Source organism: Alkalilimnicola ehrlichii (genome assembly GCF_003399765.1).
Lineage (GTDB): Bacteria > Pseudomonadota > Gammaproteobacteria > Nitrococcales > AK92 > AK92.
Window position 1 is genome coordinate 1 of the sequence record NZ_NFZV01000004.1, and the last position, 23359, is coordinate 23359.

The 23359-nt window shown below is 59.3% G+C and carries 21 protein-coding genes and 1 pseudogene; 9 read left to right on the forward strand and 13 right to left on the reverse strand.

Annotated elements, in window-relative coordinates:
- Nucleotides 1-210 precede the first annotated feature (210 nt).
- From CAI21_RS04885 to CAI21_RS04895, 3 genes are all read right to left on the reverse strand, one after another.
- Nucleotides 211-1101, reverse strand: a complete 891-nt coding sequence (locus CAI21_RS04885; RefSeq protein WP_181919270.1) for a HEPN domain-containing protein — start codon at nt 1099-1101, stop codon at nt 211-213.
- 375 nt (nt 1102-1476) lie between these two features.
- On the reverse strand, nt 1477-1887 hold the full coding sequence (locus CAI21_RS04890) for a hypothetical protein (protein WP_116301276.1): 411 nt from the start codon (nt 1885-1887) through the stop codon (nt 1477-1479).
- A 65-nt stretch (nt 1888-1952) separates the two neighbouring features.
- Complete coding sequence (locus CAI21_RS04895; protein ID WP_181919271.1) at nt 1953-3998, reverse strand: ATP-dependent helicase; 2046 nt, start codon at nt 3996-3998, stop codon at nt 1953-1955.
- 144 nt (nt 3999-4142) lie between these two features.
- Here CAI21_RS04895 and CAI21_RS04900 point away from each other — a divergent pair, with 144 nt between their 5' ends.
- The 3 genes from CAI21_RS04900 to CAI21_RS04910 all read left to right on the forward strand — a co-directional run bounded on the left by CAI21_RS04900 (nt 4143) and on the right by CAI21_RS04910 (nt 8259).
- Nucleotides 4143-5807 (forward strand): acyl-CoA dehydrogenase family protein, encoded by a 1665-nt coding sequence (locus tag CAI21_RS04900; protein ID WP_116301278.1) that lies wholly within the window; start codon nt 4143-4145, stop codon nt 5805-5807.
- A gap of 92 nt (nt 5808-5899) precedes the next feature.
- Complete coding sequence (locus tag CAI21_RS04905) at nt 5900-6976, forward strand: hypothetical protein (RefSeq protein WP_116301279.1); 1077 nt, start codon at nt 5900-5902, stop codon at nt 6974-6976.
- A 260-nt stretch (nt 6977-7236) separates the two neighbouring features.
- A complete protein-coding gene (locus CAI21_RS04910; RefSeq protein ID WP_116301280.1) occupies nt 7237-8259 on the forward strand; it encodes a hypothetical protein in 1023 nt (340 codons plus the stop codon).
- Nucleotides 8260-8344: 85 nt separating this feature from the next.
- Here CAI21_RS04910 and ilvD read toward each other — a convergent pair whose 3' ends face one another.
- Both ilvD and CAI21_RS04920 read right to left on the reverse strand, forming a co-directional pair.
- Nucleotides 8345-10195, reverse strand: coding sequence for a dihydroxy-acid dehydratase (gene ilvD, locus CAI21_RS04915; protein ID WP_116301281.1), 1851 nt, complete (start codon nt 10193-10195; stop codon nt 8345-8347).
- A 134-nt stretch (nt 10196-10329) separates the two neighbouring features.
- Nucleotides 10330-10791 (reverse strand): bacteriohemerythrin, encoded by a 462-nt coding sequence (locus CAI21_RS04920; protein ID WP_220347773.1) that lies wholly within the window; start codon nt 10789-10791, stop codon nt 10330-10332.
- Between the two features lie 168 nt (nt 10792-10959).
- Here CAI21_RS04920 and CAI21_RS04925 point away from each other — a divergent pair, with 168 nt between their 5' ends.
- Nucleotides 10960-12081: a PQQ-dependent sugar dehydrogenase gene (locus tag CAI21_RS04925; RefSeq protein ID WP_116301282.1), complete on the forward strand. Its 1122-nt coding sequence runs from the start codon at nt 10960-10962 to the stop codon at nt 12079-12081.
- A 111-nt stretch (nt 12082-12192) separates the two neighbouring features.
- Complete coding sequence (locus tag CAI21_RS04930; RefSeq protein ID WP_116301283.1) at nt 12193-12918, forward strand: uracil-DNA glycosylase family protein; 726 nt, start codon at nt 12193-12195, stop codon at nt 12916-12918.
- Between the two features lie 33 nt (nt 12919-12951).
- Here CAI21_RS04930 and CAI21_RS04935 read toward each other — a convergent pair whose 3' ends face one another.
- The 5 genes from CAI21_RS04935 to CAI21_RS04955 form a co-directional block, all read right to left on the reverse strand.
- Nucleotides 12952-13755, reverse strand: coding sequence for a TlpA disulfide reductase family protein (locus CAI21_RS04935; protein ID WP_116301284.1), 804 nt, complete (start codon nt 13753-13755; stop codon nt 12952-12954).
- A 204-nt stretch (nt 13756-13959) separates the two neighbouring features.
- Nucleotides 13960-14181, reverse strand: a complete 222-nt coding sequence (locus tag CAI21_RS04940; protein ID WP_116301285.1) for a DUF2795 domain-containing protein — start codon at nt 14179-14181, stop codon at nt 13960-13962.
- Between the two features lie 91 nt (nt 14182-14272).
- Nucleotides 14273-15115 (reverse strand): DUF3108 domain-containing protein, encoded by an 843-nt coding sequence (locus CAI21_RS04945; RefSeq protein WP_116301286.1) that lies wholly within the window; start codon nt 15113-15115, stop codon nt 14273-14275.
- Nucleotides 15116-15269: 154 nt separating this feature from the next.
- The gene (locus tag CAI21_RS04950; RefSeq protein ID WP_258868003.1) at nt 15270-15974 is read right to left on the reverse strand and encodes a spermidine synthase; all 705 of its coding nucleotides are present in this window, start codon (nt 15972-15974) and stop codon (nt 15270-15272) included.
- Nucleotides 15975-16047: 73 nt separating this feature from the next.
- Complete coding sequence (locus CAI21_RS04955) at nt 16048-17250, reverse strand: PAS domain S-box protein (RefSeq protein WP_116301287.1); 1203 nt, start codon at nt 17248-17250, stop codon at nt 16048-16050.
- 123 nt (nt 17251-17373) lie between these two features.
- Here CAI21_RS04955 and CAI21_RS04960 point away from each other — a divergent pair, with 123 nt between their 5' ends.
- From CAI21_RS04960 to dcd, 4 genes and pseudogenes are all read left to right on the forward strand, one after another.
- A complete protein-coding gene (locus CAI21_RS04960; protein ID WP_116301288.1) occupies nt 17374-18348 on the forward strand; it encodes a hypothetical protein in 975 nt (324 codons plus the stop codon).
- Between the two features lie 23 nt (nt 18349-18371).
- Nucleotides 18372-18808: pseudogene (locus CAI21_RS04965) on the forward strand (NUDIX domain-containing protein).
- A gap of 19 nt (nt 18809-18827) precedes the next feature.
- Entirely contained in the window at nt 18828-20087 is a 1260-nt protein-coding gene (locus CAI21_RS04970) for a DUF445 domain-containing protein (RefSeq protein WP_181919272.1), read from the forward strand.
- Nucleotides 20088-20229: 142 nt separating this feature from the next.
- On the forward strand, nt 20230-20796 hold the full coding sequence (dcd, locus tag CAI21_RS04975; protein WP_116301290.1) for a dCTP deaminase: 567 nt from the start codon (nt 20230-20232) through the stop codon (nt 20794-20796).
- 84 nt (nt 20797-20880) lie between these two features.
- Here dcd and CAI21_RS04980 read toward each other — a convergent pair whose 3' ends face one another.
- Genes CAI21_RS04980 through purM form a run of 3 tightly spaced genes read right to left on the reverse strand, consistent with a single transcriptional unit; the run spans nt 20881 to nt 23322 of the window.
- A complete protein-coding gene (locus CAI21_RS04980) occupies nt 20881-21657 on the reverse strand; it encodes a DUF3108 domain-containing protein (RefSeq protein WP_116301291.1) in 777 nt (258 codons plus the stop codon).
- Nucleotides 21596-22267 carry a phosphoribosylglycinamide formyltransferase gene (purN, locus tag CAI21_RS04985; RefSeq protein WP_116301292.1) on the reverse strand — a complete coding sequence of 224 codons (672 nt, stop codon included), beginning with the start codon at nt 22265-22267 and terminating at the stop codon, nt 21596-21598. The genes CAI21_RS04980 and purN overlap by 62 nt, the downstream gene beginning before the upstream one ends.
- A gap of 2 nt (nt 22268-22269) precedes the next feature.
- Entirely contained in the window at nt 22270-23322 is a 1053-nt protein-coding gene (gene purM / locus CAI21_RS04990; RefSeq protein WP_116301293.1) for a phosphoribosylformylglycinamidine cyclo-ligase, read from the reverse strand.
- Nucleotides 23323-23359: the final 37 nt, after the last annotated feature.

Genomic DNA, 23359 nt, shown 5'->3' on the forward strand with positions numbered 1-23359 from the left:
GGAAGTCACCACCCTGTAGCCGGGGAAGGCAGAGGGTAGGCGTTCAGTCGGCGGGCTTCCTTTGTTGGATGGCTGTTGGATGGCTGTCCCGGTGTTGCGGTGTTGCTGGAAGTCACACCACCGCCCCTAGCCGGGGAGGGCGGGGCGCAGGCGTCCATCTATCAGTTACCCGCCTCGGATGGCTTCATGCCCAAACAATGCAGCCCACGCTTATTCCTGACTTTCCTCCCGCAAGCGCTCCAGTTCCTGTTCGCACAGCGCTTGGGTTACGTCCAACAAACGCTGCACTTTGGGCGCTAAGTAATCGAGGTCTTCTTCCGTGACGTTGAAGTCGAGATGGTAGCGGGCGGCGATGTAGGCATTGTCGAGCAGCTGGAACATATCCCGCTCTAGCTGCGTGGTGTGCGGGAAGATCTCTTCGAACACCGGTCCGTAATCCGACGCTTGGAACCCGAGATAGTCCAATAGATGCTCGTGCGGGCAATACAGGGTGTGAACCAAGAGAATGCACTTATAGGCAGATTCGGTCGTTTGATTGAGATTGAAAGCGGCCGGCCGTAGCTGCTCTTTAGCCAGCGAAAACTCGTACTGCTCATAGAAATGAGCAGCCTGAGGAAAGCAACTTTGAAAATACTCCTGCGCAATCCGCAGCCGGTCCTTGGTCGGTAATTCTTCCGGCTCGGTCAGCGGGCCGATGTTGCTGCCCAATAACACGCGCCCCTCGCGCTTGATGTCGAGGAAAAAATACCGCCCTTCCCGCAGGCTTTGGTTCACGTGGCTGAGGCGATGAACAATCGGCCGGACGGACGCCGAGAAGTGCTGCGCGTTGCACAGCTCATAAAGTTGCCGCCCCAGCTCTGCGTCCGATTCGGCGGTGCGATCCGATACCACCACCAGAATATCGTAATCCGAGGCATGCCCCGACCAACGGTGTGGGGCTAGGTCTTTCTCTTCCTTGTAATCGCCTCGCGCATAGCTGCCGTAGAGAATCACCAGCTCCGGCTGCACGGCTTTGTCGATCAGGCCGGCGATCTGCTCTAGTTCCTGCTGTTTCTCAGCCGGTAAGTGGCTCAGCGACGTGCGCATGTCCTTATGATCCATTATGGTCCAAGCGGTTATATTCCAGCGGCGGCATACCCTCGCCCTCAGCGTTTTTCGTGGTATGGGGGAAGCATGTCGTAATAGTGCCATAGGCGCGGGGAGAGGCACAGAGCCTGAGGCGAACGGGGCAAGTTGTAAGGTTTTGATTTCAGGTCAGTGTATTAGACGGAGATTCGCCGCCTCAGCGCCACAATCACGATGCGCAAGGCAGGACAGGAAGTAGAGCAGGCGGAAGTGACGGGTTTCGACTGTACCTCAGGCGGCCCTGCAACGCGGCCGGAAAAGGTGGCGGGTAAGCGCCGACCGGGTGATGCAGGAGGTGGAGCACAGGCGATAATACCGGGGCGGGGTTGCCCGCCCCGGCGAAATCGTTGTTTAGCGCAGCTGAATCTTGCCGCCACCCGGCATGCCGCCGCCGGGCATGCCGCCTTGGCCGCCGAAGCCGCCACCGCCGCCTTCCGGGATGACCAGCGAGGAGGCCGCTTCGCGGCGCATTTCTTTCAGCCGCTCCATGGTGTCGTCGACCGATTTCTGCGCCGCTGCCGGGAAGCCTTCGATGGCTTCTTTCAAGGATTTCGCCTCGATTTCGAAGCTCAGCGGCAGGGCGCCGGCGGGCGTCATGATTTGGGTTTGACCGACATAGAGCACGTCGCGGCCGGTGTCGGTTTCGCCTTCGGCGGTAACCGGCGTTAGGCGCATGATGCTGCCGATGCGGCGGTCGGTGAAAACCTCTTCTTGGTAGAGGTTGTCGAGATCCATTTGAATGTCTTGCATTTCGTCGGCCATGGGCTTACCTCGTCGTTCCATGTTGGCGCGTAAGACAATAGGGTATCAAACATTGCCTGTTGGGGTTATGTGTTGACGGTCTTACGCATTTCCGCCAGCCAGTCTTTGGCGGTTTTTTGTGATTCTTCGTTATCCGGCGTGCTTTTGCCTTGGCGGCGGTCGATGAGTTCGATCTGGTGGCCGCGGTTGATTTCTACCATAAAGCGCGATACTTGCATTTCTTCCGCGCCGCCGCCGGTGCCAAGGTCGATTCGTTCGGCGTGATGCAGCACGATTTGGTTCTGCGCCCGGGTAAGGGCAACGTAGGCTAAGCGTCGCTCTTCAGGGAGGTTTTCTACCGTGTCTTCCCGCGCCATCGGCATTAAGCCGTCGGAGAAACCGAAGACATGCACAATCGGCCACTCGAGCCCTTTGGAGGCATGAATCGAGCACAGGGTGACTTTCGGTTGGTCGGTCTCGGCTTCGTCGGTGCCGCCGGCGATTACTTCCAGCCCCGTGGCCCAGCGCTCGTCGAGGGAGGCGTTTCGAGCCGCCGTTTCCAGGCGTTTACTCATCGCGCGTTGAATCGCGCCCATCCGGCCTTTGGCGGGGCGCAACGCTAGCTCCAGTTCGCTGCGATCGATCGGTCGCCCGGCTGCCTTTAAGCTGTTCTTTGCGCGCTGTTGCAGCCAACTGCGGAATAGGCCGGTGTTTTCGCACCAGTGGAGCAGTTTGTCGGGCCCGTCGCGATACAGTTGCTCCAGCGCGCTAGCCAGTTCGCCGACGCCTTTGGCCGCTTTGGCCGATAAGCGCCCGGTGTGTTGCAGCGGATCGTCGCCGGCGGCGATCATTTGGCCGACGCCTTTGGCGCCGAGGCCGGGCACCAGGTCGGCCAGGCGCGAGAGCGCGCGCACGTCGCGGCGGTTGATCGCCAGCCGTCCGGCCGCCAACATCATGCGAACGTCGGCGTAGCTTAAGAGATCCGTGCCCGCCTTGATGCGGTAGGGAATGGCGCGCCGGAGTAGGGCGGTTTCGATCAGTCGCGCCAGGCGGTTTTTCCGGTATAGGACGGCGATATCGCCGGGGCTGGTGCCTTGGGCGGTAGCGGCGTGGATGCGGTCGGCTACGCCTTCGGCCATCGTGTCGCTGTCATCGTAGTGAATCAAGCGGACGCCGTCGCGTTCCGGCGCCTTGCGCACTGCGTAGGGGTTTTTCTCCAGGCGGTTTTCATTGTGGCGCACCAAAGCGGCGCCGCCGGTGACGATGGCCGGCGTCGAGCGGTAGTTTCGCTCCAGGCGATAAATCGTTGCGCCGTACTCGTCGATGAAATCGCGCATGTTCTCCGGCCGCGCGTGGCGCCACTCGTAGATGGCCTGGTCGTCGTCGCCGACGAGTAGCACGGTGCGGCTATGCGGCGAGATTAGTTTTAATAGGCGGAATTGGGCGCCGTCGGTGTCCTGGGCTTCGTCGACGGTGACATCCCGTAGCTGTTGCCGCAGGCGTTCCTGCAAGGCTTCGTCTTTGCGTAGCAGGCGTGCCGGTAGCAGGATCAAGTCGCTGAAGTCGAGAATGCCGGCGCGGCGTTTCTCTTTTTCGTAGCGCGTTAGTGCGGTGAGTACGCCGCGTAGCAAGTGGCCTGAGAATCCGGCTTTGTCGCACAAGTGCTCGATAGCCGGGCGGTCCGCCTCGGCGGTGATGTCCAGGCCGTGCGCGTTGATCGCTTCGTTAAGCCGCACCGCGTCGATACGACGCGTCTTGTCGGGGAATGGCGCGGCGAGAAAAGCATCGAGCATTCGGCCGGCGTCGTCGGCGTCCATCAGTGTGGCGTTTTTGGGGATGCCGATGGTTTTGCCGTAGCTGCGTAGCAGACGGTTGCCAAAACTGTGAAACGTCCCGATCCAAGGTAAGGCCAGTTGCTTGGGCAGACGGCTACGCAGCCGCTCGCGCATCTCGGCGGCAGCTTTGTTGGTAAACGTCAGCAGCATCAAGCCGTCGCTCGACACGCCCGATTCGGTCAGCCGACGTGCGGCGCGCTCGGTCGTACAGCGGGTTTTGCCGGAGCCGGCGCCGGCCAATACGGCTGCCGGGCCATCGTCGTGGGCGACGACTTGGGCTTGATCGTTATCGAGCATCGCGCATCCCCCAATTACCAAAGAGCGTGATTCTACTTTGCTTGCTGCGCCGAGGCGAAACTTGTGTGGCATTATGGTGAAAAACTGACCGCGCTACGCGGGCCGATAACAACGACAAACGCTTTAGCCGACTGGGAGGAGAAGATGAAATACCGCACCCCCATGACCCAGCTACCGACCCATGAGGTCACCAATCAAGCCGCGCCTCTGGGCGACTACAATGCCTGCGATACCGACATCCCCTTACGGGAGGCTCTGCAACGGGAAGCGCCGTCCTGGGTGTTGGGCTACGCGCAAGAGTTGGGGCAAGCCACGGGCAGCGAGTTTTACCGCGAGTTGGGGTTTCTTGCCAACCAGCATGTGCCGGAGCTGAAAACCTTTGACCGCTACGGCCACCGTGTCGACGAAGTCGAGTTCCACCCGGCGTACCACGATCTGATGAGTATGGCGATCCGCCACGATATTCATTCGATTGCCTGGAAGCGGCCGGGCGAAGGCGGCGCTGTGGCGCATACGGCCGCTATGTATTTGTTGACGCAGCCCGAGCAGGGTGTGTGTTGCCCGATTACGATGACGCACGCAGTCGTGCCCGCCTTGCGTCATCAGCCCGAGCTGGCGGCCGAGTGGGAGCCGCGCATTTTATCGTCGCAATACGACCCCCGTTGTCTGCCGGCGGGCGAGAAAACCGGCGTGACGTTCGGTATGGCGATGACAGAAAAACAGGGCGGCTCCGATGTGCGGGCGAACACTACCCGCGCCGTTCCCCTCGGTAAAGGCGGGCCTGGGGCGGACTATGAGCTGGTCGGGCACAAGTGGTTCTGTTCGGCACCGATGTCGGATGGGTTTCTTACCCTGGCTCAAACCGAGGCCGGGTTGTCTTGTTTTCTGGTGCCGCGCTGGCGTCCGGACGGTTCGCGCAACCCGTTTTTTATCCAGCGCCTGAAGGATAAGCTCGGCAACCGCTCCAATGCTTCGAGTGAGATCGAATACAACGGTACGTATGCAGTAATGGTCGGTGCCGAGGGGCGAGGGGTCGCGACGATCATCGAAATGGTGCACCAAACCCGTCTCGATGCGGCGACTGCGCCGCCGGGCATGATGCGGCATGCCTTGGTGCAAGCCGTACATCACGCTAAGCACCGCAAAGCCTTCGGCGAGCTGCTTATCAATCAGCCTTTGATGCGCAACGTGCTGGCCGATTTGGCGTTGGAAGTCGAGGCGGCGACGGCCATGGTGATGCGGGTGGCGCGTGCCTTCGACGAGTCGCACAGCGATACCCAAGCGCAATTATTCTCTCGTATCGCTACGCCGGTGACGAAATTCTGGACCAATAAGCGCGCGCCCGAATTTATTTACGAGACGATGGAGTGTCTGGGCGGTGCCGGTTATGTCGAAGAGTCCGGCATGCCGCGGCTGTATCGGGAGGCGCCGCTGAACAGCATTTGGGAAGGCTCGGGTAATGTTATTTGCCTGGACATCCTGCGTGCTATGCAGCGCGAGCCGGAAACGGTATCCGTCTTCATGGGCGAGCTACAGGGCGCTGCCGGCGGCAATGTGCATTTGGACCGTGCGATTGAGCGGTTGCAGACGGAGCTGCGCGATCCGAGCGATGTGCAACTTCGCGCCCGCCGTGTGGCGAGTTTGATGGCGCTGAGTCTGCAAGCGTCGTTACTGGTGCGGCACGCGCCCGCCGCTGTCGCCGATGCGTTCTGTGCTACCCGGCTGGGAGCGGATGCCGGCGATGTATACGGTACCTTGCCGGTGGGGGCTGATTTGGCGCTGATTCTTGAGCGAACGGGGCTGGTTTGAGCCATTAGGCCCAAACGGCCTAATGTACAAAGAGCTATACCCTGAGAGAATATTTGAACGTATTAATTTAATGAACATTCTTGGGGGAAGTAATGTTCAAGTACTTTCAGGGGTTGGCGAAGCCGGCTGCGGTCGGTGTTGTTTTGCTATCAATCGGGGCGCTTGCCGCTTGTAACGGCGATAGCAGTAGTAGTGGCCGTGACGACGACGGCGGCGAGGTTAAGTTGCCGGCAGTTCCAAGGGCGGAGCGCATTGCCGAATTGACAGCGCTTGAGAAGCGGCCGACGGTACTGGCCGATGACATTGCGCCGGCGTTTGCTTCTTTGGGGTTTTCGTTCGGCGGCGTTGGCGCCTATGCCGGCGGAGGCTTTCGGAGCGCCGTCGCCGAGCATGCGGCGATGCTGTTGTTGGAAGAGAAGCTGGGGGATGCTTGGGAGATCCCTCGGACCGGAAGTTATCAGCCGGCGGTGGAGCCGGAGGCTTGCCCGGCGGGAGACGGGCAGATGTGGTTCTCCGAAGGCGAGGGAATATATCTGCTGGAGTTCGAGGGCTGTGTGCTACACGAAGAGTATGACCAGCAAGTTATGGTTGACGGCTTCGTGGACCTGCGATTATTGGAATCCGATTACGATCGCGCCGGTCGTTACACCGTCGACGTGACCTATACCCAGCGTCTTTTGAACGAGCCCGATTCACCGGCCGCTTACGAGCGCTACGCAGGGGCGTTCGACCGCTTTAGCAGCGACGGCGTCGATGCCGTGCGTAATGCCTCGGTGCTGATCGAGGAGAACGTCCCGTCCTCGGCGGAGGAGGGCAGGTTAATAGTTGAGCTCGCGTTCCAGGATTTCGACTACGTCGAGCAAGGGGATGCGTTCACCGTTAATGGGCGGCTCGGTGCCCGTTTGAGCCAGCCGATACTGCCTATCGGTAGCGCGGTCTCCATGGAAAGTGTGCCGGCCCTTTATCGTTGTACGGACGCCGAGGTGCTCGGACATTTTTCCTGCGGTGGCGGCATGAGGATACGCGGCGCCGAAGATACCGCGCTTTTGCTCGAATACGGCTCGGACGGGCAGTCGGTCACGGTGCACTACGAGCGCACCGGCTATGTGTTGCCAGCTATGGATCTTCGAGCGTTCGAGGATTGGATTCTCGACGCCCAAGAGCCATAAGGAGGCGCAGAGAGGGGAACGGCGCACCTTGCCGGTCGGGCGGGCGGATTTGGATGCCGTTGTGCTGAGGGCCGGCTTGGTTGGGTAGAAACGCAATTTCCTCCTGAGGCGAATGGTTTTTTATAAGTATCTCTGTAAAAATATTAGCGGACACTAAAATAATTAACTTCCTTTGGGGAAATCATCTTGATTGCAATTCATGGGTATAAGCGGCCTGTCGTGGCTGGCGTAGCGGTGCTGTCTGCCGTCCTTCTTAGTGCATGTGGGGGAGTAGTAGCTCCAGTGGTGGTAATGCTGGCTATCAAGCGCTGATTAACCAGTTGACCGACGTTCACAACAATGGCGTTGTCATTGATGAGTCGAACGCTGCGGCGGTGGGCTTTTTCGTTTCCGAGTTGGCTTTTGTCGGGGACGACGCCCTGCCTTTTACCCCTTTCGGTGCGACGGAACAAGAGTATGAGTCTGACCGTAGGGGGGAGCGTGAACGTAACGTTTATCGGCGGATCACCGAGGGGTCGGGGTTCCTCGCGTTGGAAGATGCGCGAAGCGGGAGGAGGGAAGTCGCTTATACCGGAAGCTTCTATGCCCGCTCGTTAGACGAAACCACTTCCTGCGAGAACGATGTCGGATCTAAAACCTTCTCGGAGAGCGAGAATCGGTATCGTGTCGTGTATGACAATTGCCTTCGCTACCTGGACGATTTTGCGGGCATTGAAGTCAGGGAAATGGCAGACGGCTTTATTGAGGTGAACGTCGACAGCGGCGGGGTTAGCAGGTTCAGCATGGACCTTACCGTGGTCGAGGAAGAGCGTGTCGATGGCGAGCTCGTTTGGTGGCTACGCGAGCGGGACGCCGGTAACGCGAAGCTTCAGGAGGCAGGCGATCGCTTAGACATAAGTGACGCTCAGTTTCTGTTTGAGTGGGAAGAGTTCTACGAAGGCGAGACTTGGTCCGAGCAGTTTGCCGTTGCGGACTATAAGCTTAGTGATGATAACGGAGTTATAAGCTATAGCGGCCGCTTCGGCTTGTGGAGTGACGATGCGCCGTTCCAAGGCGCTATTTACAGTGAAACCGACGCTGTCTTGGATTACAGCGCGGCTTGCGGTGAAGACTTGCCGTGTGGCGATACTCTCAGGGTTACCGGCGGCGGTTCTGTGATGATCTGGGATTTCGGTAGTGTACTAGGACAAGTCAGCGTGTATCTGGGGGGTACCCTCTATGATACCTATCCCGATGCGGATGCGTTTGATGATTGGTTGACGAGTGGGGATTGGTTCTATTGATCGTCAGCGCTTTGGATAACGAGCCTGGTTAGGAAGAAGCCCCGGCATTGCCGGGGCTTCTTCGTTCATAGGCTAGCGGGATTGTTTAATCCAGCAGGTCCAAATTCCGCACCGCGCCTTTGTCGGCGCTGGTGGTGAGTTTGGCATAGGCCTTTAGTGCTGTGCTGACGCGGCGGGTGCGCTCGATGGAGGGCTTCCAGGCGGTCGCGCCTTTGGCTTCCATCGCTTGGCGCCGCTTCGCCAGCTCTTCGTCGGAGATCGCGATTTCGATCTTGCGGTTGGGGATATCGATGCGGATGGTGTCGCCTTCCTCGATCAGGGCGATGTTGCCTTGTTCGGCGGCTTCCGGCGATACGTGCCCGATGGACAGCCCCGAGGTGCCGCCGGAGAAGCGACCGTCGGTGATCAACGCGCAGTCTTTGCCGAGACCCTTCGACTTCAGGTAGCTGGTCGGGTAGAGCATTTCCTGCATACCGGGGCCGCCGCGTGGGCCTTCGTAGCGGATGATGACCACATCGCCCGCTTGAACCTTGTTGCCGAGAATGCCTTCGACGGCGCTGTCCTGGCTTTCGAAGATCCGCGCCGGGCCTTCGAAGGTGAGAATGCTCTCGTCGACGCCGGCGGTTTTCACGATGCAGCCGCGCTCGGCTAAGTTGCCATACAGTACGGCTAGGCCGCCGTCGCGGCTATAGGCATGCTCCAGCGAACGGATGCAGCCGTTTTCGCGGTCATCGTCCAGGCTCGGATAGCGCGTGGCCTGGCTGAAGGCGGTCTGAGTCGGAATACCGGCCGGCCCGGCCCGGAAGAACTCTTTGACGCTCTCGTCCTGGGTGCGTTTGATGTCCCACTTGTCCAGTCCTTCGACCAGTGTTTTGCTGTGCACGGTCGGGACGTCGGTTTTCAGCAATCCGGCACGGTCGAGCTCGCCGAGAATACCGACGACGCCGCCGGCGCGGTGGACGTCTTCCATGTGGTAAGCCTGGGTGGCCGGGGCGACCTTGCACAGGTTGGGGACTTTGCGCGAAAGATGATCGATGTCGCTCATGGTGAAGTCGACTTCGCCTTCTTGCGCTGCTGCGAGCAGGTGCAACACGGTGTTGGTGGAGCCGCCCATGGCGATATCGAGGCTCATGGCGTTTTCGAACGCGGCCCGGCTGGCGATGTTGCGCGGCAGAACGCTGTCGTCCTCGCCACGATAGTAGCGCTCGGTGAGTTCGACGATGCGGCGGCCGGCTTCGCGGAACAGTCGCTCGCGGTCGGCGTGAGTGGCGAGCAGCGAGCCGTTGCCGGGCAGGCTCAGGCCAAGCGCTTCGGTGAGGCAGTTCATCGAGTTGGCGGTGAACATGCCGGAGCAGGAGCCGCAGGTCGGGCAGGCCGAGCGCTCGATGGTCGCGACGTCTTCGTCGCTACGATTGGGGTCGGCGGCCGCGACCATGGCGTCGACCAGATCAAGGCTCAGATCCTCGCCGGCCAGGCGGGTCTTGCCCGCTTCCATCGGGCCGCCGGAGACGAAGATCGCCGGGATGTTGAGGCGCATGGCGGCCATTAACATGCCGGGGGTGATCTTGTCGCAGTTGGATATGCAGACCAACGCATCGGCGGTGTGGGCGTTGCACATGTATTCGACGCTGTCGGCGATGATGTCGCGCGAGGGCAGCGAGTAGAGCATGCCGTCGTGGCCCATGGCGATGCCGTCGTCTACCGCTATGGTGTTGAACTCTTTGCCGACGCCGCCCGCTTTCTCGATTTCTTCGATGACCAGTTGGCCCATGTCCTTGAGGTGGACGTGGCCGGGTACGAATTGGGTGAAGGAGTTGGCCACTGCGATAATCGGCTTGGCGAAATCCTCGTCTTTCATCCCGGTGGCCCGCCACAGGGCGCGGGCGCCGGCCATGTTGCGACCGAAGGTGGAGGTCCGCGAGCGATAGGCTGGCATGTGTTCGATCCTCTATACGGTTCTAGCCGGTGGCTGATAGTTGTTACGGCGGATAAGGCCGTTATCAGCGCTTTCCTAAAACAAGCGAGGATAGCATATCGTGCGGATTGCGGGCGCGCTTTTGGCCGCTGCGACTACCAGATTTTGCGAAACCAGCCGGGTTTTAGCCAAGAGCGTTGGGCGCCGTGTTTAAGAAAATGCTCGCTGTAGTTTTGGTCTTCTTTCATGATGTGGTTGATCAGCCAGTTGCGCAGAAATTCCATCAGTTCCTGGCGCGATACTTTGCCTTCGCCGACCAGTTGGTACTTGAACTCCAGCACTTGTTGAATGAGGTCTTCGTGGTGTCGTTTATGCGCTTCATACTCGGCGATGGGGTAGCCGAGGATGCGCATCAGGCTTTCTTCGACGACGAAGTGCGTCCGTGTGTATTCGATTAGCTTGTCGAGCGCCTGATCGACCGATTCCTGCCCACGCCGAGCTAGCATCGCGGCATTAAGTTCGTTGATGAGTTCTATCAGGCACTTGTGCTGCTCGTCGATTTCCTGGATGCCGACGCTAAGCTCCTCTTTCCAGCTCACGTAGTCGGGAATACTCATGGCGGACTCCTGTCTTGTCGTTCTTGGGGAGCACTGAGGCGTTTCCTTTCGGGGTGGGAGGGTAGCGAAGGCGGTGCGGGAGCATGATGATTTTTGTCATGCGGAATGTAGTTCTGCTCTAATGGGGGCGTTTTGGCAGGTTATATGGCCTTAAACCGTGGAGGGTGTATGAGGACTATTGCTCGTACCGCATTACGATTGTCGATTGCGGCCGGTGTACTGGGAGGTTGTGTCGCGGTAGCTGCCGAAAACCCGAGCTATCAGGTGGAGCTTGTTAGCGAAGGCTTTGAGCATCCGTGGGCGTTGACGTTTTTGAACGAGCGGGAAGCGCTGGTGACCGAGCGCCCGGGGCGGCTAAGCCGAGTCGATGTGACGACCGGCGAGCGCCAGACGATCGAAGGCATCCCTGAAGTAGCGGTGGTGAACCAAGGCGGCTTGCTGGATGTGGCCTTACACCCTGATTTCGAGGAGACCCGGTGGGTTTATCTAAGCTATGCCGGCGCAGGCGAGGGCGGCTATGCCACCCATGTGGGGCGTGGCCGGTTGGACGGTAACTACTTGGAAGATTTCGAAGTTATTCACGTCGCAACGCCTTTTACCGGCGGTGGCCAGCATTTCGGCTCTCGTTTGGTATTCGACGCCGAGGGGTATCTTTTCGTCACGGTGGGAGACCGTGGCGACCGCGACCGCTCGCAGCAGCTCGGTAATCACCAGGGCACGACGCTGCGCTTGCACGAGGATGGCCGCATCCCCGCCGATAATCCCTTTGTCGATCGCGAGGATGCAAAGCCGGCTATTTACAGCTATGGCCATCGTAACGCGCAGGGAATGACGTTACATCCGGAAACCGGGGTTCTTTGGCAGCACGAGCATGGGCCGCGCGGCGGCGACGAGGTGAATCTGCCGCGGGCCGGCGAGAACTACGGCTGGCCGGTGACCAGTTATGGCCGCGAGTACAGCGACGGTAGCCCGATCGGGCCGGATCCGCACGAGCGGGACGATATGGTCGCGCCGGTTTATCATTGGCACGATTCCTATGCCCCTTCCGGCATGACGTTCTACACAGGCGACGCGTTCCCCGAATGGCGGAATGATTTGTTTATCGGGTCGCTGGCGCGGCGGCACTTGACGCGTTTGAGCGTCGACGGCGAGGCGATCACCGGCGAAGAAACCTTACTTGCCGATCGCAGGTGGCGGATTCGCGATGTTCGCACCGGGCCGGACGGCTATCTTTATCTGCTCGTCGATAGCAACGACGCCCCGTTGGTGCGCCTACGTCCCACCGAATAAGTAGTACGGCGGGCTCATTGCCAAGTGCCCGTGTCGGACGCGGCCACTTGGCCTGCCGATAGCCCGCCGTTACTCTCTTGGCAGGAGTTGTCGCCCCGTAAAGGAAAATCTATGAGTGCTAGTGCGGAAACGCTGATTCAGATTACCCGCGAACTTGGCCGCGAATGCGATGCGCTTGAGTTCGGGCCGCCCACCACGCACGTGTACAATCCGTTGGATTACGCTTGGGTTCCGCACGAGCAGTATTTGCGCTTGTTTCACGGGGGGCGGCCTGAAGTGGTGTTGGTCGGGATGAACCCTGGGCCGTTCGGTATGTTGCAGACCGGCGTGCCGTTTGGCGACATTGTTATGGTGCGTGATTGGCTCGGTATCGAGGCGCCGGTCGAGCAGCCGCCGCACGTGCACCCGAAGCGTCCGGTGAGCGGCTTCGCCAATCGCCGCCGCGAGGTTAGCGGGAGCCGCATTTGGGGCTGGGCGCAGGAGCGGTTCGGTACCGCGGAGCGCTTTCTGGAGCGGTTTTTTGTGCTGAATTACTGCCCGTTGGCCTTCTTTGACGAGAAGGGCACGAATCGTACTCCCGATAAGTTACGGCGCGATGAGCAGCGTGCTTTATTCGAGGTATGCGATCGCGGCCTGGGACGTTTGCTGGATGCATTGCAGCCGCGCTGGGTAGTGGGCGTCGGACGTTTTGCCGAGCAACGCGTCGAAGCCGTTGCCGAGTCGCGCGGTATGCAGGTGACCGGCGTGACGCACCCCAGCCCGGCGAATCCGAAGGCCAATCAAGGTTGGGCGAAGCATATGGATGCGTTATTGGAGGAGCTGGGTGTTGCGGCATAAGGGCCGCTCTATAGGCGCTATCCGGCGCCGGGGTTACCGGATTCGATTCAAGTTCCGAGTGAGTAAGGCGCGAGAGACTTCGCCGAAGTAACGCTCGACTTGTTCGCCTTCGGCATTAAAGAATAACGTCGCCGGGTAACCGGCGATGTCGAAGTGTCGGCCCATCGTGAATTGCTCGTCGAGCAGAACCCAGCGAATATCGAGCCCGCCGGCGTCGAGAAAACCCTGCACTTGGTCGCGGGTCTCGCCCTGATTGACCAGTAGGAAGACGACGTCCGGGTTGGCTTTGGCCATTTCTTCTAGTAGCGGCATTTCCCGCTGGCAGGGCGGGCACCACGTCGCCCATAGGTTGAGGACAACGGGTTGGCCGCGAAACTGTTCGATGGCTTGCGGCTGGCCGGAGAGGTCGTACAGATTAACGGGCGGTAAAGGTTTGCCGGGTGTCGCCGTGAGTTGGTTGAGCATCGTTAGGCTGCCCCAGGCAATACCGGCAACGGCAAGCGGAACCGTCGCATGACGCAGCAGCCGCCACTGGCCACGGAAGTGCCATAGCGTGTAGAGGATTGCGCCCACAGCAGCGCCCATCGGGTGGAAGCCGCCTTGCCACAGATACAGTACGCTTAGCGGGTCGCTACGAAACGCCTCGAAGTTGAACGCTACATAAGCGAGCCTGGCGCAGACTAACCCGGTTAGTGCGGCATTAAAGGCCCAATCGGCAAAACGGGCGTCGACCCGTCGTTTGTACCACGCGCCACCGGCCAATAGAACCAGTAGGCTCAGCAAGGCGATTACGCGAGGCGTCGACAGCAGGAGAGGCCCAAGGCTGATCGAATCCATAATCTGGCTTTATTTCCTTTATTGCTTCAGATTAACAGACCGTGGCGCCCCATTGATTTTCCTCGCCGCGTCGCCCTTGGCAAGGAGCCGCAATGCGGTCATGGGGCTGGCAATGAGCGCCCCACGAGCGGGCCAGCCCCCTTGGCCACTGAACAGGCGAATCTATGCGTGAAGGCGTACTAGTTGCGTGCCTCTACGCCGCCTTTACTTGTCTTCCATGTCGTTGCGCACTTCTTCTGCACTACGATACTCCCGATCAGGCAGTTTATTGAGCCTGTCGCGGATCTCCTCGTGCAGTCTGTTTTGCCGGTGAATTTGATCGGCGTGCCGGATCATGTCAACCGGCCGAGCTGGAAACACGAGGCCTTCTAAGAAATGACCTAAGCCCTCAAAGGCTTCGCGTGGGCGATTCTCGTATTCGGCCATGACGCACCTCCTTTCGGTTTTCGTCCGGCATAATATTATTAATTTAGCGGCATTCCCCAACGGCTATCAAGTCAGCCCTCTGCTGCGCGCTTCATCGGCGATCCGGCGTTAACGATTTCAGGCGTTCCAACTCCAGTTCCACGGCACCGTCGTCTTCGTCGACATGGCGGATACGTACCGGTAGATAGCTCAGGTCCGGCGCAAACCAGAAGATCGTTTCGTCGCCACCGGTGTAGGGCGGTAACTCGGCGGCGTCGAGATCGAAGTCGGCTTCGTCCTCTTCGTCGATCCGTAATTGGCCGGTGACTTCGACCCGAATCGCTTCAAACGTGCCTTCGCGGGTGCGAATCTCGTCGCGGCCCTTGACCGTCACCGCGTAAACTCGTAGGCGGCGGGGTTGGGCGATGAGATAGCGCATTTCCTCTTCGCCGGCTGCAATGTCGTTCATCATCGCTAGGTGTAACGACATTTGGTCGATAACGTGTTCCGGCAATTGTTGCTCGCGGCTATCGCCTTTGTAATGCAAGGTGCTGACGCCGCCCGGTTGTTCCGGAAAGTCGATATGGTCTTCGCGACCGCCGCGACCGGTGCGGATGTAATCGTAGCGGTGGGGAATAATCTGCCCGTTCTCGATCACGCCCCGGCTTTTCTCTTCGATCTCGTTGCGATAGAGCAGGGCGATAACCCCGCGCGGGCGTAGGTGCGACTGGTAGTTATACTCTCCGTCGCGATTACGCTCGAACTGCATTTCCGCCCGCCCTAGCGCCATGCCGCGAGCGCTTGCCAGGTAGGTGGCGTTAAATTCTATCGGTAGCGCTTGAACCTGGAAGGCGCTAGTCAGCAGCGCTAACGCAGTTACCAATAGCCAATAACGCTTGCTTAGCGTTTTATTCGCTCGCGCACCGGTGCGGGCGCTATTCGTCCTGTTCGTCATCGGCGCTCCATTTGGTAAGGGCTTATCCGTATGTGGGGCTCGGCAAAGCGAGATTAACACCCTGTTGTTGTACTGCAAATGGCGGGGCTTTTTTATTTCGACTGCCGATAAGTCGGACGGTTCCCTTGCCTTGCATCAAGAGCGGCGAGGCTATTTAGCTGCGCGGACCCGTAGCGGAGGCAAATACCCAGCGTTCCGGAAGATAAGAGGGAACGTCGACGATGCGCTGTTCGCTCTGTGCGAAGTAGGTCTCCAGGCCGTTGCGGATTTCCCGCCTGAGGGTATGTTCTTCGGCGCCGCAACATTGCATGCTGAATACGCCTTCCGGTTTTAAGCGGCTGGCGACTTTGTCCAGTATTTCGTGAATGAACTCCTTACGGGTCTGGTCCGCGCGTACCGGTTGCATGGTGAGGTCGTAGACGATCGCATCGTACCGTTGGTCGCGGTCCAGATAGGCAAAGGCGTCGCCGATAACAAGCTCGCCATTGTCGGCGGCGAAGGCGTCTTCGCACATTTTCGGCAAGTAGGTGCGGCACAGGTCGACGACTTGGGCGTCGATGTCGACCATGACGGCATGTTCGCTGCCATGCTGAACGGCGGCTTTCAGCACACCTCCGTCGCCGCCGCCGAGGATAAGGACTTCGCCGAGATTATCGGTGTCCACTAATGGTTCGATCATGGCCTGGTTATAGACTTCGTCCGATTCGGCGATTTGCAGATCGTCGTCTAAATAGAGCAAGCGGCCGAAGCGTGGGTCTTCCGCGATAACGATGTGCTGATAACCGGAATGAACGTCTTCGAGAATTCTTTGGCGTTTTGCTACGTACTCTGGCAGCACGGCGTTAGGTTGGGTCGACAACTTCGAGTCCTCCCATGGCGGCTAACTGAGCTGCATTATCATAACAAATGCCTTCGCGCGTTGCCGCTCGTGCTTAGCGTTTGCGTAAGCGTACCGTCTCTTCGGTAAGGTGCTCTCGTTCTAACACGTTGTAGAGCGTGATGCGGGTATGGGTGTCTTCGCGTGCGGTGTCGAGCGCGTCGATGGCGTCGTCGATGAAGCTGGCGGCATCTTCGCCGGGCAGCGGGTGGCTGGCGATGCCGATCCGGATGGCGATCGGCAATGCCGCGTCTTTGGCGATTTCGAAATCCAGCTCTCGCAGGAGACGTTCGGCCAGAAGCGTCATTGCCGATACGCTCCGCTCCGGCATGATAAAAAGAAATCGCCCTTCGCTGTGTGCAACCAATACGTTGCTACCGCTGCCAATGATGTTATTACTGCGTAACGCCGATAATAATTTGTCGCTCAGACGGTGTAGCAAGCGTTCGGTGCGGCGCTCGCCCAAACGATCGCGTAGTTCGGGAAAGTCGTCGATTCCAAGGCAGGCGCAGCTAAGTAAGAGACCTTGCTTGAAGGCGCCGCTGACTAAGGCGTCGACCGCTAAAGTAAAAGCGGGCAGCGATAGCAGATAGGTGGTGCGATCGCGCAAACAGTGTTCGATGGCCGCCGCTTCAGTGCGCTTGGCTTCGCTGATGTCGGTCATAACGCCGAAGACGCTGTCATGGAGGCCGGTACCGGAGCTGATCTTGCCTCGGCTGCGAATCCAGCGGGTGCTGCCGTCTCGGTGGTGAGTCTGATAATCGACGGTAAAGCTCCCCTTGTCGTCCAGTTGTTCGTGCATCTCCGCTAGCACTTCCGACGGGTGCAGCATCAGCTCCTGCCATCGCTTAGGCTGTTTGCAGATTTCTTCGGAGGTATAGCCGAGCAGGGTGTTGACGGCCGGCGTTGCGGAGCGGAGCTCAAAGCCCGGCAGTTGGGCGCTGAATAAAACATCCGGTACCGTATCGAAAAACTGACGAAAGCGGGTTTCGGTGTCGATCAGCCGCGACATAAGCTCGTACGATTTGGCCGTGTACATGCGTAGTACGAAGTACAGCAGTGCGCCGGTTGCGAGAACGAAGAACCAGCCCTTATACGTCTGCACTAAAGATAACGTTCGGGCGTCTGGGGAGAGCCAGACTGCAAGCATGTCTGAGAGTAAAATCCAGAGGCTAGCGAGGATGATGTAGGCGACAGCGATCTGGCGAGGCAGGCGGCGATAATCGCGCACTTTTCGGTTGTGCATTTGCCGGGGCATAGCGCCTCCCGTTGCTGATTGCGCAAAATGGCCGTAATTCTTCTCCAGTAAGGGTTGTAATCGAGGCTGGCAAGCAGGGAGGGGCAGGCGAGGCGGTCGTACACAGTTGGCTGGCGAAGGACAATGAAGACGTATCGAGCCTGCTCGTTGGGTTGCCTGGTTGGTGTATGGTTAGTCATTTGGCCGGTGGTCGGTGCTGCGTGGCTGGATAATCGGGAGCGGCCGGACACTGCCGAGGTCGTCGATAAGGTGCACCGACAGGTCGCGACCGAGGTGGTCGTGCTCGGTCGCCAGCTGGATTCTTTATTCGGCCACGACGAATTCCCTGCCGATGACGCCGGCAGTCTGCTGCGCCTGGGCGGTACCGTTTTGGTCGGCGAAGGCGATGAGGATTTTCAGTCGCTTGCGCGTTTTCGCCTGGCGGTACCTAGGACCGAGCAGCGGTGGAATATCTTTCTGGAGTCGGAGACGGAGGACTTGTTTGACGGTCGCCGCCATGACGGCCGCGGAGAGACCGGACGTGGGCGGCCGCGTGAGCAGGGCGCGGTCGCCGGGTTGCAATTTTTGCATGACTTTGCCGAGGTTTGGAACTTCGATGTCGATCTGGGGGTGCGGGTTCGGTGGCCGCTAGACCCTTATACTCGGGTTCGGGTTCGGCGCTCGTTTCCGCTGGCAACCTGGGAGTTGCGCTTGGGGCAGTCCTTGTTCTGGTATGAACGAACCGGTTCGGGCACGAGTTCGGAGATGCGTTGGCAGCGGGAAGTCGGAACCGGCCGCTTGCTGCGCTCGTTGAGCGAAATCACCTGGTTGGACCGCGAGCAGCAGTTTTACTACAAGCAGGATTTGCTGGTTTCGCAGAGATTGCAAGCCGACCGCGGGGTTGTCTATCAGGTCGGGGTGCGTGGCGAGAGCGAGCCGAATCATCAAGTAGATCATTATTTTGTCAATGCCCGTTTACGGCGTAATGTATGGCGGCAGTGGTTGTTCGTCGAACTCCAGCCGGAGCTGATGTTCGCGCGCGAGAACGACTTTGCCGTCGAACGCCGCGTTTTCGTCACCTTGGAAGCGGTGTTCGGCGATCTGCGCGCACTTGATTGAGCTTGCTGTTACCAGGAGGGATTATGCCGCGTCCGGAAACGCCGCAAGTGGCGGTCGATGTGATTATTCGTTTGGCCGGCGAGCCGGGGCGAGTCGTTTTGATTGAGCGGCATAACCCGCCGTTAGGGGTGGCTATTCCCGGCGGTTTCGTGGATGTCGGCGAGCGCTTGGAGGCGGCCGCGGTGCGCGAGGCGCTGGAGGAGACGTCGTTGCATGTCCGCCTGGAGTGTTTGCTGGGGCTTTATTCGGCGCCGAAGCGCGATGCGCGGGGCATACCGTGAGTGCGGTTTATATCGGCTCGGCGACGGGAGAGGCGCGGGCGGCGGACGATGCTAAGGCCATCGTTATGGCCGATCCGGAGGATTCGCAGCTGGCGCTGGTGTTTGATCATCGTTTGGTGCTGGACGATTATTTGCGTTGGCTTAAAACCGCTGAGCCGGCTCCATTGCGTTTGGGCTAAGACGTAAGCGGCGATGCGGATGGATAGCGCGGAATTGGACGAGCGTAGCGCCGAGCGGCAGGCAAGTTTGCGCCGCCACCGGCGGTTTGCCACGGTATGTTTACTGATTGCCGCCGCGTTATATGTGGCGACGCATTTTGTAGAGTCGCCCAGCTACTGGGTGTTGCTGCTGCGCTCCGGTGCCGAGGCCGGTTTGATTGGCGGGATCGCCGATTGGTTCGCGGTAACGGCTTTGTTTCGTCGGCCGTTGGGGCTGCCGATTCCCCACACGGCTATTATTCCTCGCAACCAAGCACGTATCGGAGACGGTTTAGGCGCTTTCGTCGAGCGTAATTTCTTAGCGCCGGAATTGATTGCCGAGAAGTTACGCAGCGCCGATGCGGCGGCTCGTATAGGCGATTGGTTATACGATGCGCGTAATAGTCGAATGGTTGCCGAACGCGTCTTCTCTATCGCCCCCTATGTGGTCGATTCGTTTGACGACCGGGAAACGCGGACGTTCTTCCGCGAGACGTTCAGCCAACAGCTGCGCGACGTCAATTTGGTGCCGCTGATTACTCGGCTATTGAGTCTGACGGTGGCAAGTCGGCAGCATCAACAATTGTTCGACCGGGCGCTGCTGCTGGCGCGGGAGCTCCTCGTACGTCACGAATCTGCAATTTATGAGAAGGTCGAGGCGAAGAGCAGTTGGTGGGTACCGCGCCGGATCGACCGAAAAGTTGCCCGCGCCATCATCGATGGGGTGGAAGAGTGGCTGGGCGAACTGGCTCAGCGCGATAACCCGGTACGGATGGATTTCGATAAGGCCGTTGGCGAGCTAATCGACCGCCTCCAGGCTTCTCCCGAATTTCACCTGCGCTTGGAGGAGTTTAAAGCACAGTTGCTGGCCAGCCCGGAGCTGCAACAGTTGTTGGAAGCCGCCTGGGATCAACTGCGTGGCATGATGCTGCGAGAGCTTGCCGACCCTAACTCCGATTTGCTGTCGTCCCTGACGGATAGTTTTCGCAGTTTGGGCAAAACGCTGCAAAACGATGCCGATGCCCGTCGGCGCTTGAATGGCCGCTTGGAAGTACTGGTTGCCGAAACCGTTGTGCCTTTCCGGCATCAGATCGGGCGCTTTATCAGCGAGGTGGTGCGGGGGTGGGATGCGCGTACCGTAAGCGAGCGGCTGGAATCGGAAGTGGGGCGGGATCTGCAATTCATTCGTATCAACGGCACGCTGGTGGGCGCATTGGTCGGCTGCGTATTGTTCGTTGTTACTCAGCTCGTGTTTGCCTAGGGGCTGCGTTGTGCAATGCGCGCGCTCGACATCCTGCGCGTGTGTTTTGTCGTGAGTGCGGAAGCTGTAGAATCAGCCGCCTACGCCGTTTGTTATGAAACGGTTGCGATTATGAGAACAACTGCTTGGGGCAGATTTTCCAATGGCAATTAAATCGGATAAGTGGATTCGCCGTATGGCAGAAGAGTACGGCATGATCGAGCCGTACGAACCCGGCCAGATTCGCGAAGCGGATGGCGGCAAGATTATTTCCTACGGCACGTCGAGCTATGGCTACGATGTCCGCTGCGCCGATGAGTTTAAGATTTTCACCAATATCAACTCGGCCATCGTCGACCCGAAGAATTTCGACGAGAGCAGCTTCGTCGACGTTAAGTCCGACGTGTGCATTATCCCGCCCAACTCGTTCGCCCTGGCGCGTACCGTCGAGTATTTTCGGATTCCGCGTAGCGTGTTAACCATTTGCCTGGGCAAATCAACCTACGCACGCTGTGGCATCATCGTTAACGTGACGCCGCTAGAGCCCGAATGGGAAGGGCACGTCACGTTGGAATTCTCCAATACCACGCCGTTGCCGGCGAAAATCTACGCCAACGAAGGCGTGGCGCAGATGCTGTTCCTGGAGTCGGACGAAGTGTGCGAGGTTTCCTACGCCGATCGTGCCGGCAAATATCAGGGGCAACGTGGGGTGACGCTGCCGCGGCCGTAAGGCTGGCAGCGTTGCGGGTTGCCTGGAAGTAGCGGGCGGAACCTGGCTTTTCGGCGCTCTGAGGGGTTCTCTCGATAGCGCTTATTAGAAGCCTTTGACTTCGTCGAGCGTCATTCGGTAGGCGTCGTTGCGTTCGCGGTGATCGACTCGAACCGGAAGGTAATTCAGCGCCGGCGCCGCCCAAAAGGTGGTGGCGCGGCTGTCGTCCTCGGTTTGCTGCCGGGTAACCCGCAGGGTTTCGAATTCTCCGAGGCGGGTGTGTAAGGTCTCCCGGCCTTCCACCGTTAGTCGATAGGTGCGGAGCAGCCCGCCGTCGGCAATGCGATATTCCAGCTCGCTGGTGCCGTTTTTCAGATCGTCCATGAGTTGGAGTTGGCTGACCAGTCGATCCATCGTGTCGGGCGGAATTTTCATTTGCCAACGGTCGTCGGCAACAAGATTGATAACGCGCCCTTTTTCCCAATCGAAACGCAGCTCGACGTTGCGGCTGCCGCGCCCGCGCCGCTCGTAGTAGTAGCGTTCGGGTTGCAAACCGCTGTCGGTAACTTTCCCCTCGCTGTATTCGCTGACCTCGCGCCGATAGAACAACCCCGTGATTCCGGTCGGTCGGCTTACCGAGCGGTAGCGGTAGCGATCGTCGGGCAGGTGTTCTAGCTCAAGGCGGGCTTCGCCTACGGTAATGCTGCCGAGACTAACTCGATAGCGCGCGGAGAACTCCGGCGGTAGTGCCGCCAACGCATCGCTAAGGAAAAGCCCGATCAGGCCGATGAGCAGCCCCCCCAGCAGTTGCCGGTTACGGCTATACTTCCTGACCGTTCCGCTCCGCACTAAGTACCGGCGGCGAGGACTGGCGCTTTCCATCCCTATAAACTCCGTCTGCGCGCATTTCGACCCGCCCCTCGGCAAGCCAACGAACGGCTAGCGGGTAGATCCGATGCTCCTGCGTTTGCACGCGTTTTGCCAGGGTGTCCGCCGTATCATCCGACAGTACGGGAACTTTAGCTTGAACGATCACCGGACCTGCGTCTAATTCGGGCGTGACGAAGTGGACGCTGCAGCCGTGCTCTTTGACACCGGCCGCTAGCGCGCGTTCATGCGTATCGAGGCCACGGAAGGCCGGTAACAGGGAAGGATGAATGTTAATTAACCGTCCTGCGAAATGGCTCACGAATGCTGGGGTCAGTATTCGCATGAAACCGGCCAGAATGACGAGTTCCGGTTGGTGTTGCTCGATCAAGGCTGTCAGGTCGCGATCGTACTCATCGCGCGACGGGTAACCGCCGTGCGGTAAAGTCTGCGCCGTGATTCCCGCGCTGGTTGCCCGCGTTAAGCCGTAAGCGTCGGCGCGATTACTCACCACCGCTTTGATATCGATAGGCAGCTCGCCGGCCATTTGCCCGTCGATAAAGGTTTGCAGGTTGCTGCCGTTGCCGGAAATCAGGACGACGACGGGGAGTCGTTGTTGTGTCACGCTTAGTCCTCTATGCGAACGGCGGCGCCGTTATCGGCGGCTATGATTTTGCCGAGCTGCCAAGCCTGTTCGCCTTCTTGTTTCAGTACGGCCAGCGCCGTATCGACGTGCTCCGGCGCGACGCAAAGAACCATGCCTACCCCGCAGTTGAATGTTCGGTACATCTCCTGGGTGTCGATGCCGCCCTCGCGCTGCAACCAGCGGAAGACGCTAGGCCATTGCCAGGAGCTGGCGTCGATGTCGGCCGCGACCGATTCGGGCAATACGCGCGGTAGATTCTCCGGCAGGCCGCCGCCGGTGATGTGGCAAAGGGCTTTCACCGGCATCTGCTGCATGAGTTTTAGAACCGGCTTGACGTAAATCCGGGTCGGCGCCATAAGGTGCTCGTGTAAGGGGCGCCCGTCAAGGTCGGTATCGAGTTTAGCACCGCTGACTTCCAGCACTTTGCGTACTAGCGAATAACCGTTGGAGTGCGGGCCGCTCGCGCCCAAGCCGATGAGAACGTCGCCTTCGCGTACCGTGCTACCGTCTATTAGCGCTTCGCGCTCGACGATTCCGACACAGAAGCCTGCCAAATCATAATGGCCATCGCTGTACATGCCCGGCATTTCCGCCGTTTCGCCTCCGATGAGTGCCGCGCCGGCCTGGTGGCAACCCTCGGCGATGCCTTTGATTACCGAAGCCGCAACGTCGACGTCCAAATGACCGGTGGCATAGTAATCGAGAAAGAACAAGGGCTCGGCGCCCTGGACCAGAACATCGTTGACGCACATGGCGACAAGATCGATCCCGATACCGTCATGGCAGCCGGTTTCGATCGCAAGCTTCAACTTAGTGCCGACACCGTCCGTGCCGGAGACGAGGACCGGCCGCCGGTAGCGTCCCAGCGGCAGCTCGAATAGCCCGCCGAAGCCGCCTAGGCCGCCCAATACCTCTGGCCGTTGCGTGCGGCGAACATCGTCTTTGATGCGTTCGACCAGCGATGCACCGGCGTCGATATCAACACCGGCATCGCGGTAGGTTAGGCCGGCGTTGGTGGAGGGCTTGTCGGTCACTGCGGTTTCCTCATGAAGGTCGGTTGAACGCGCCCTA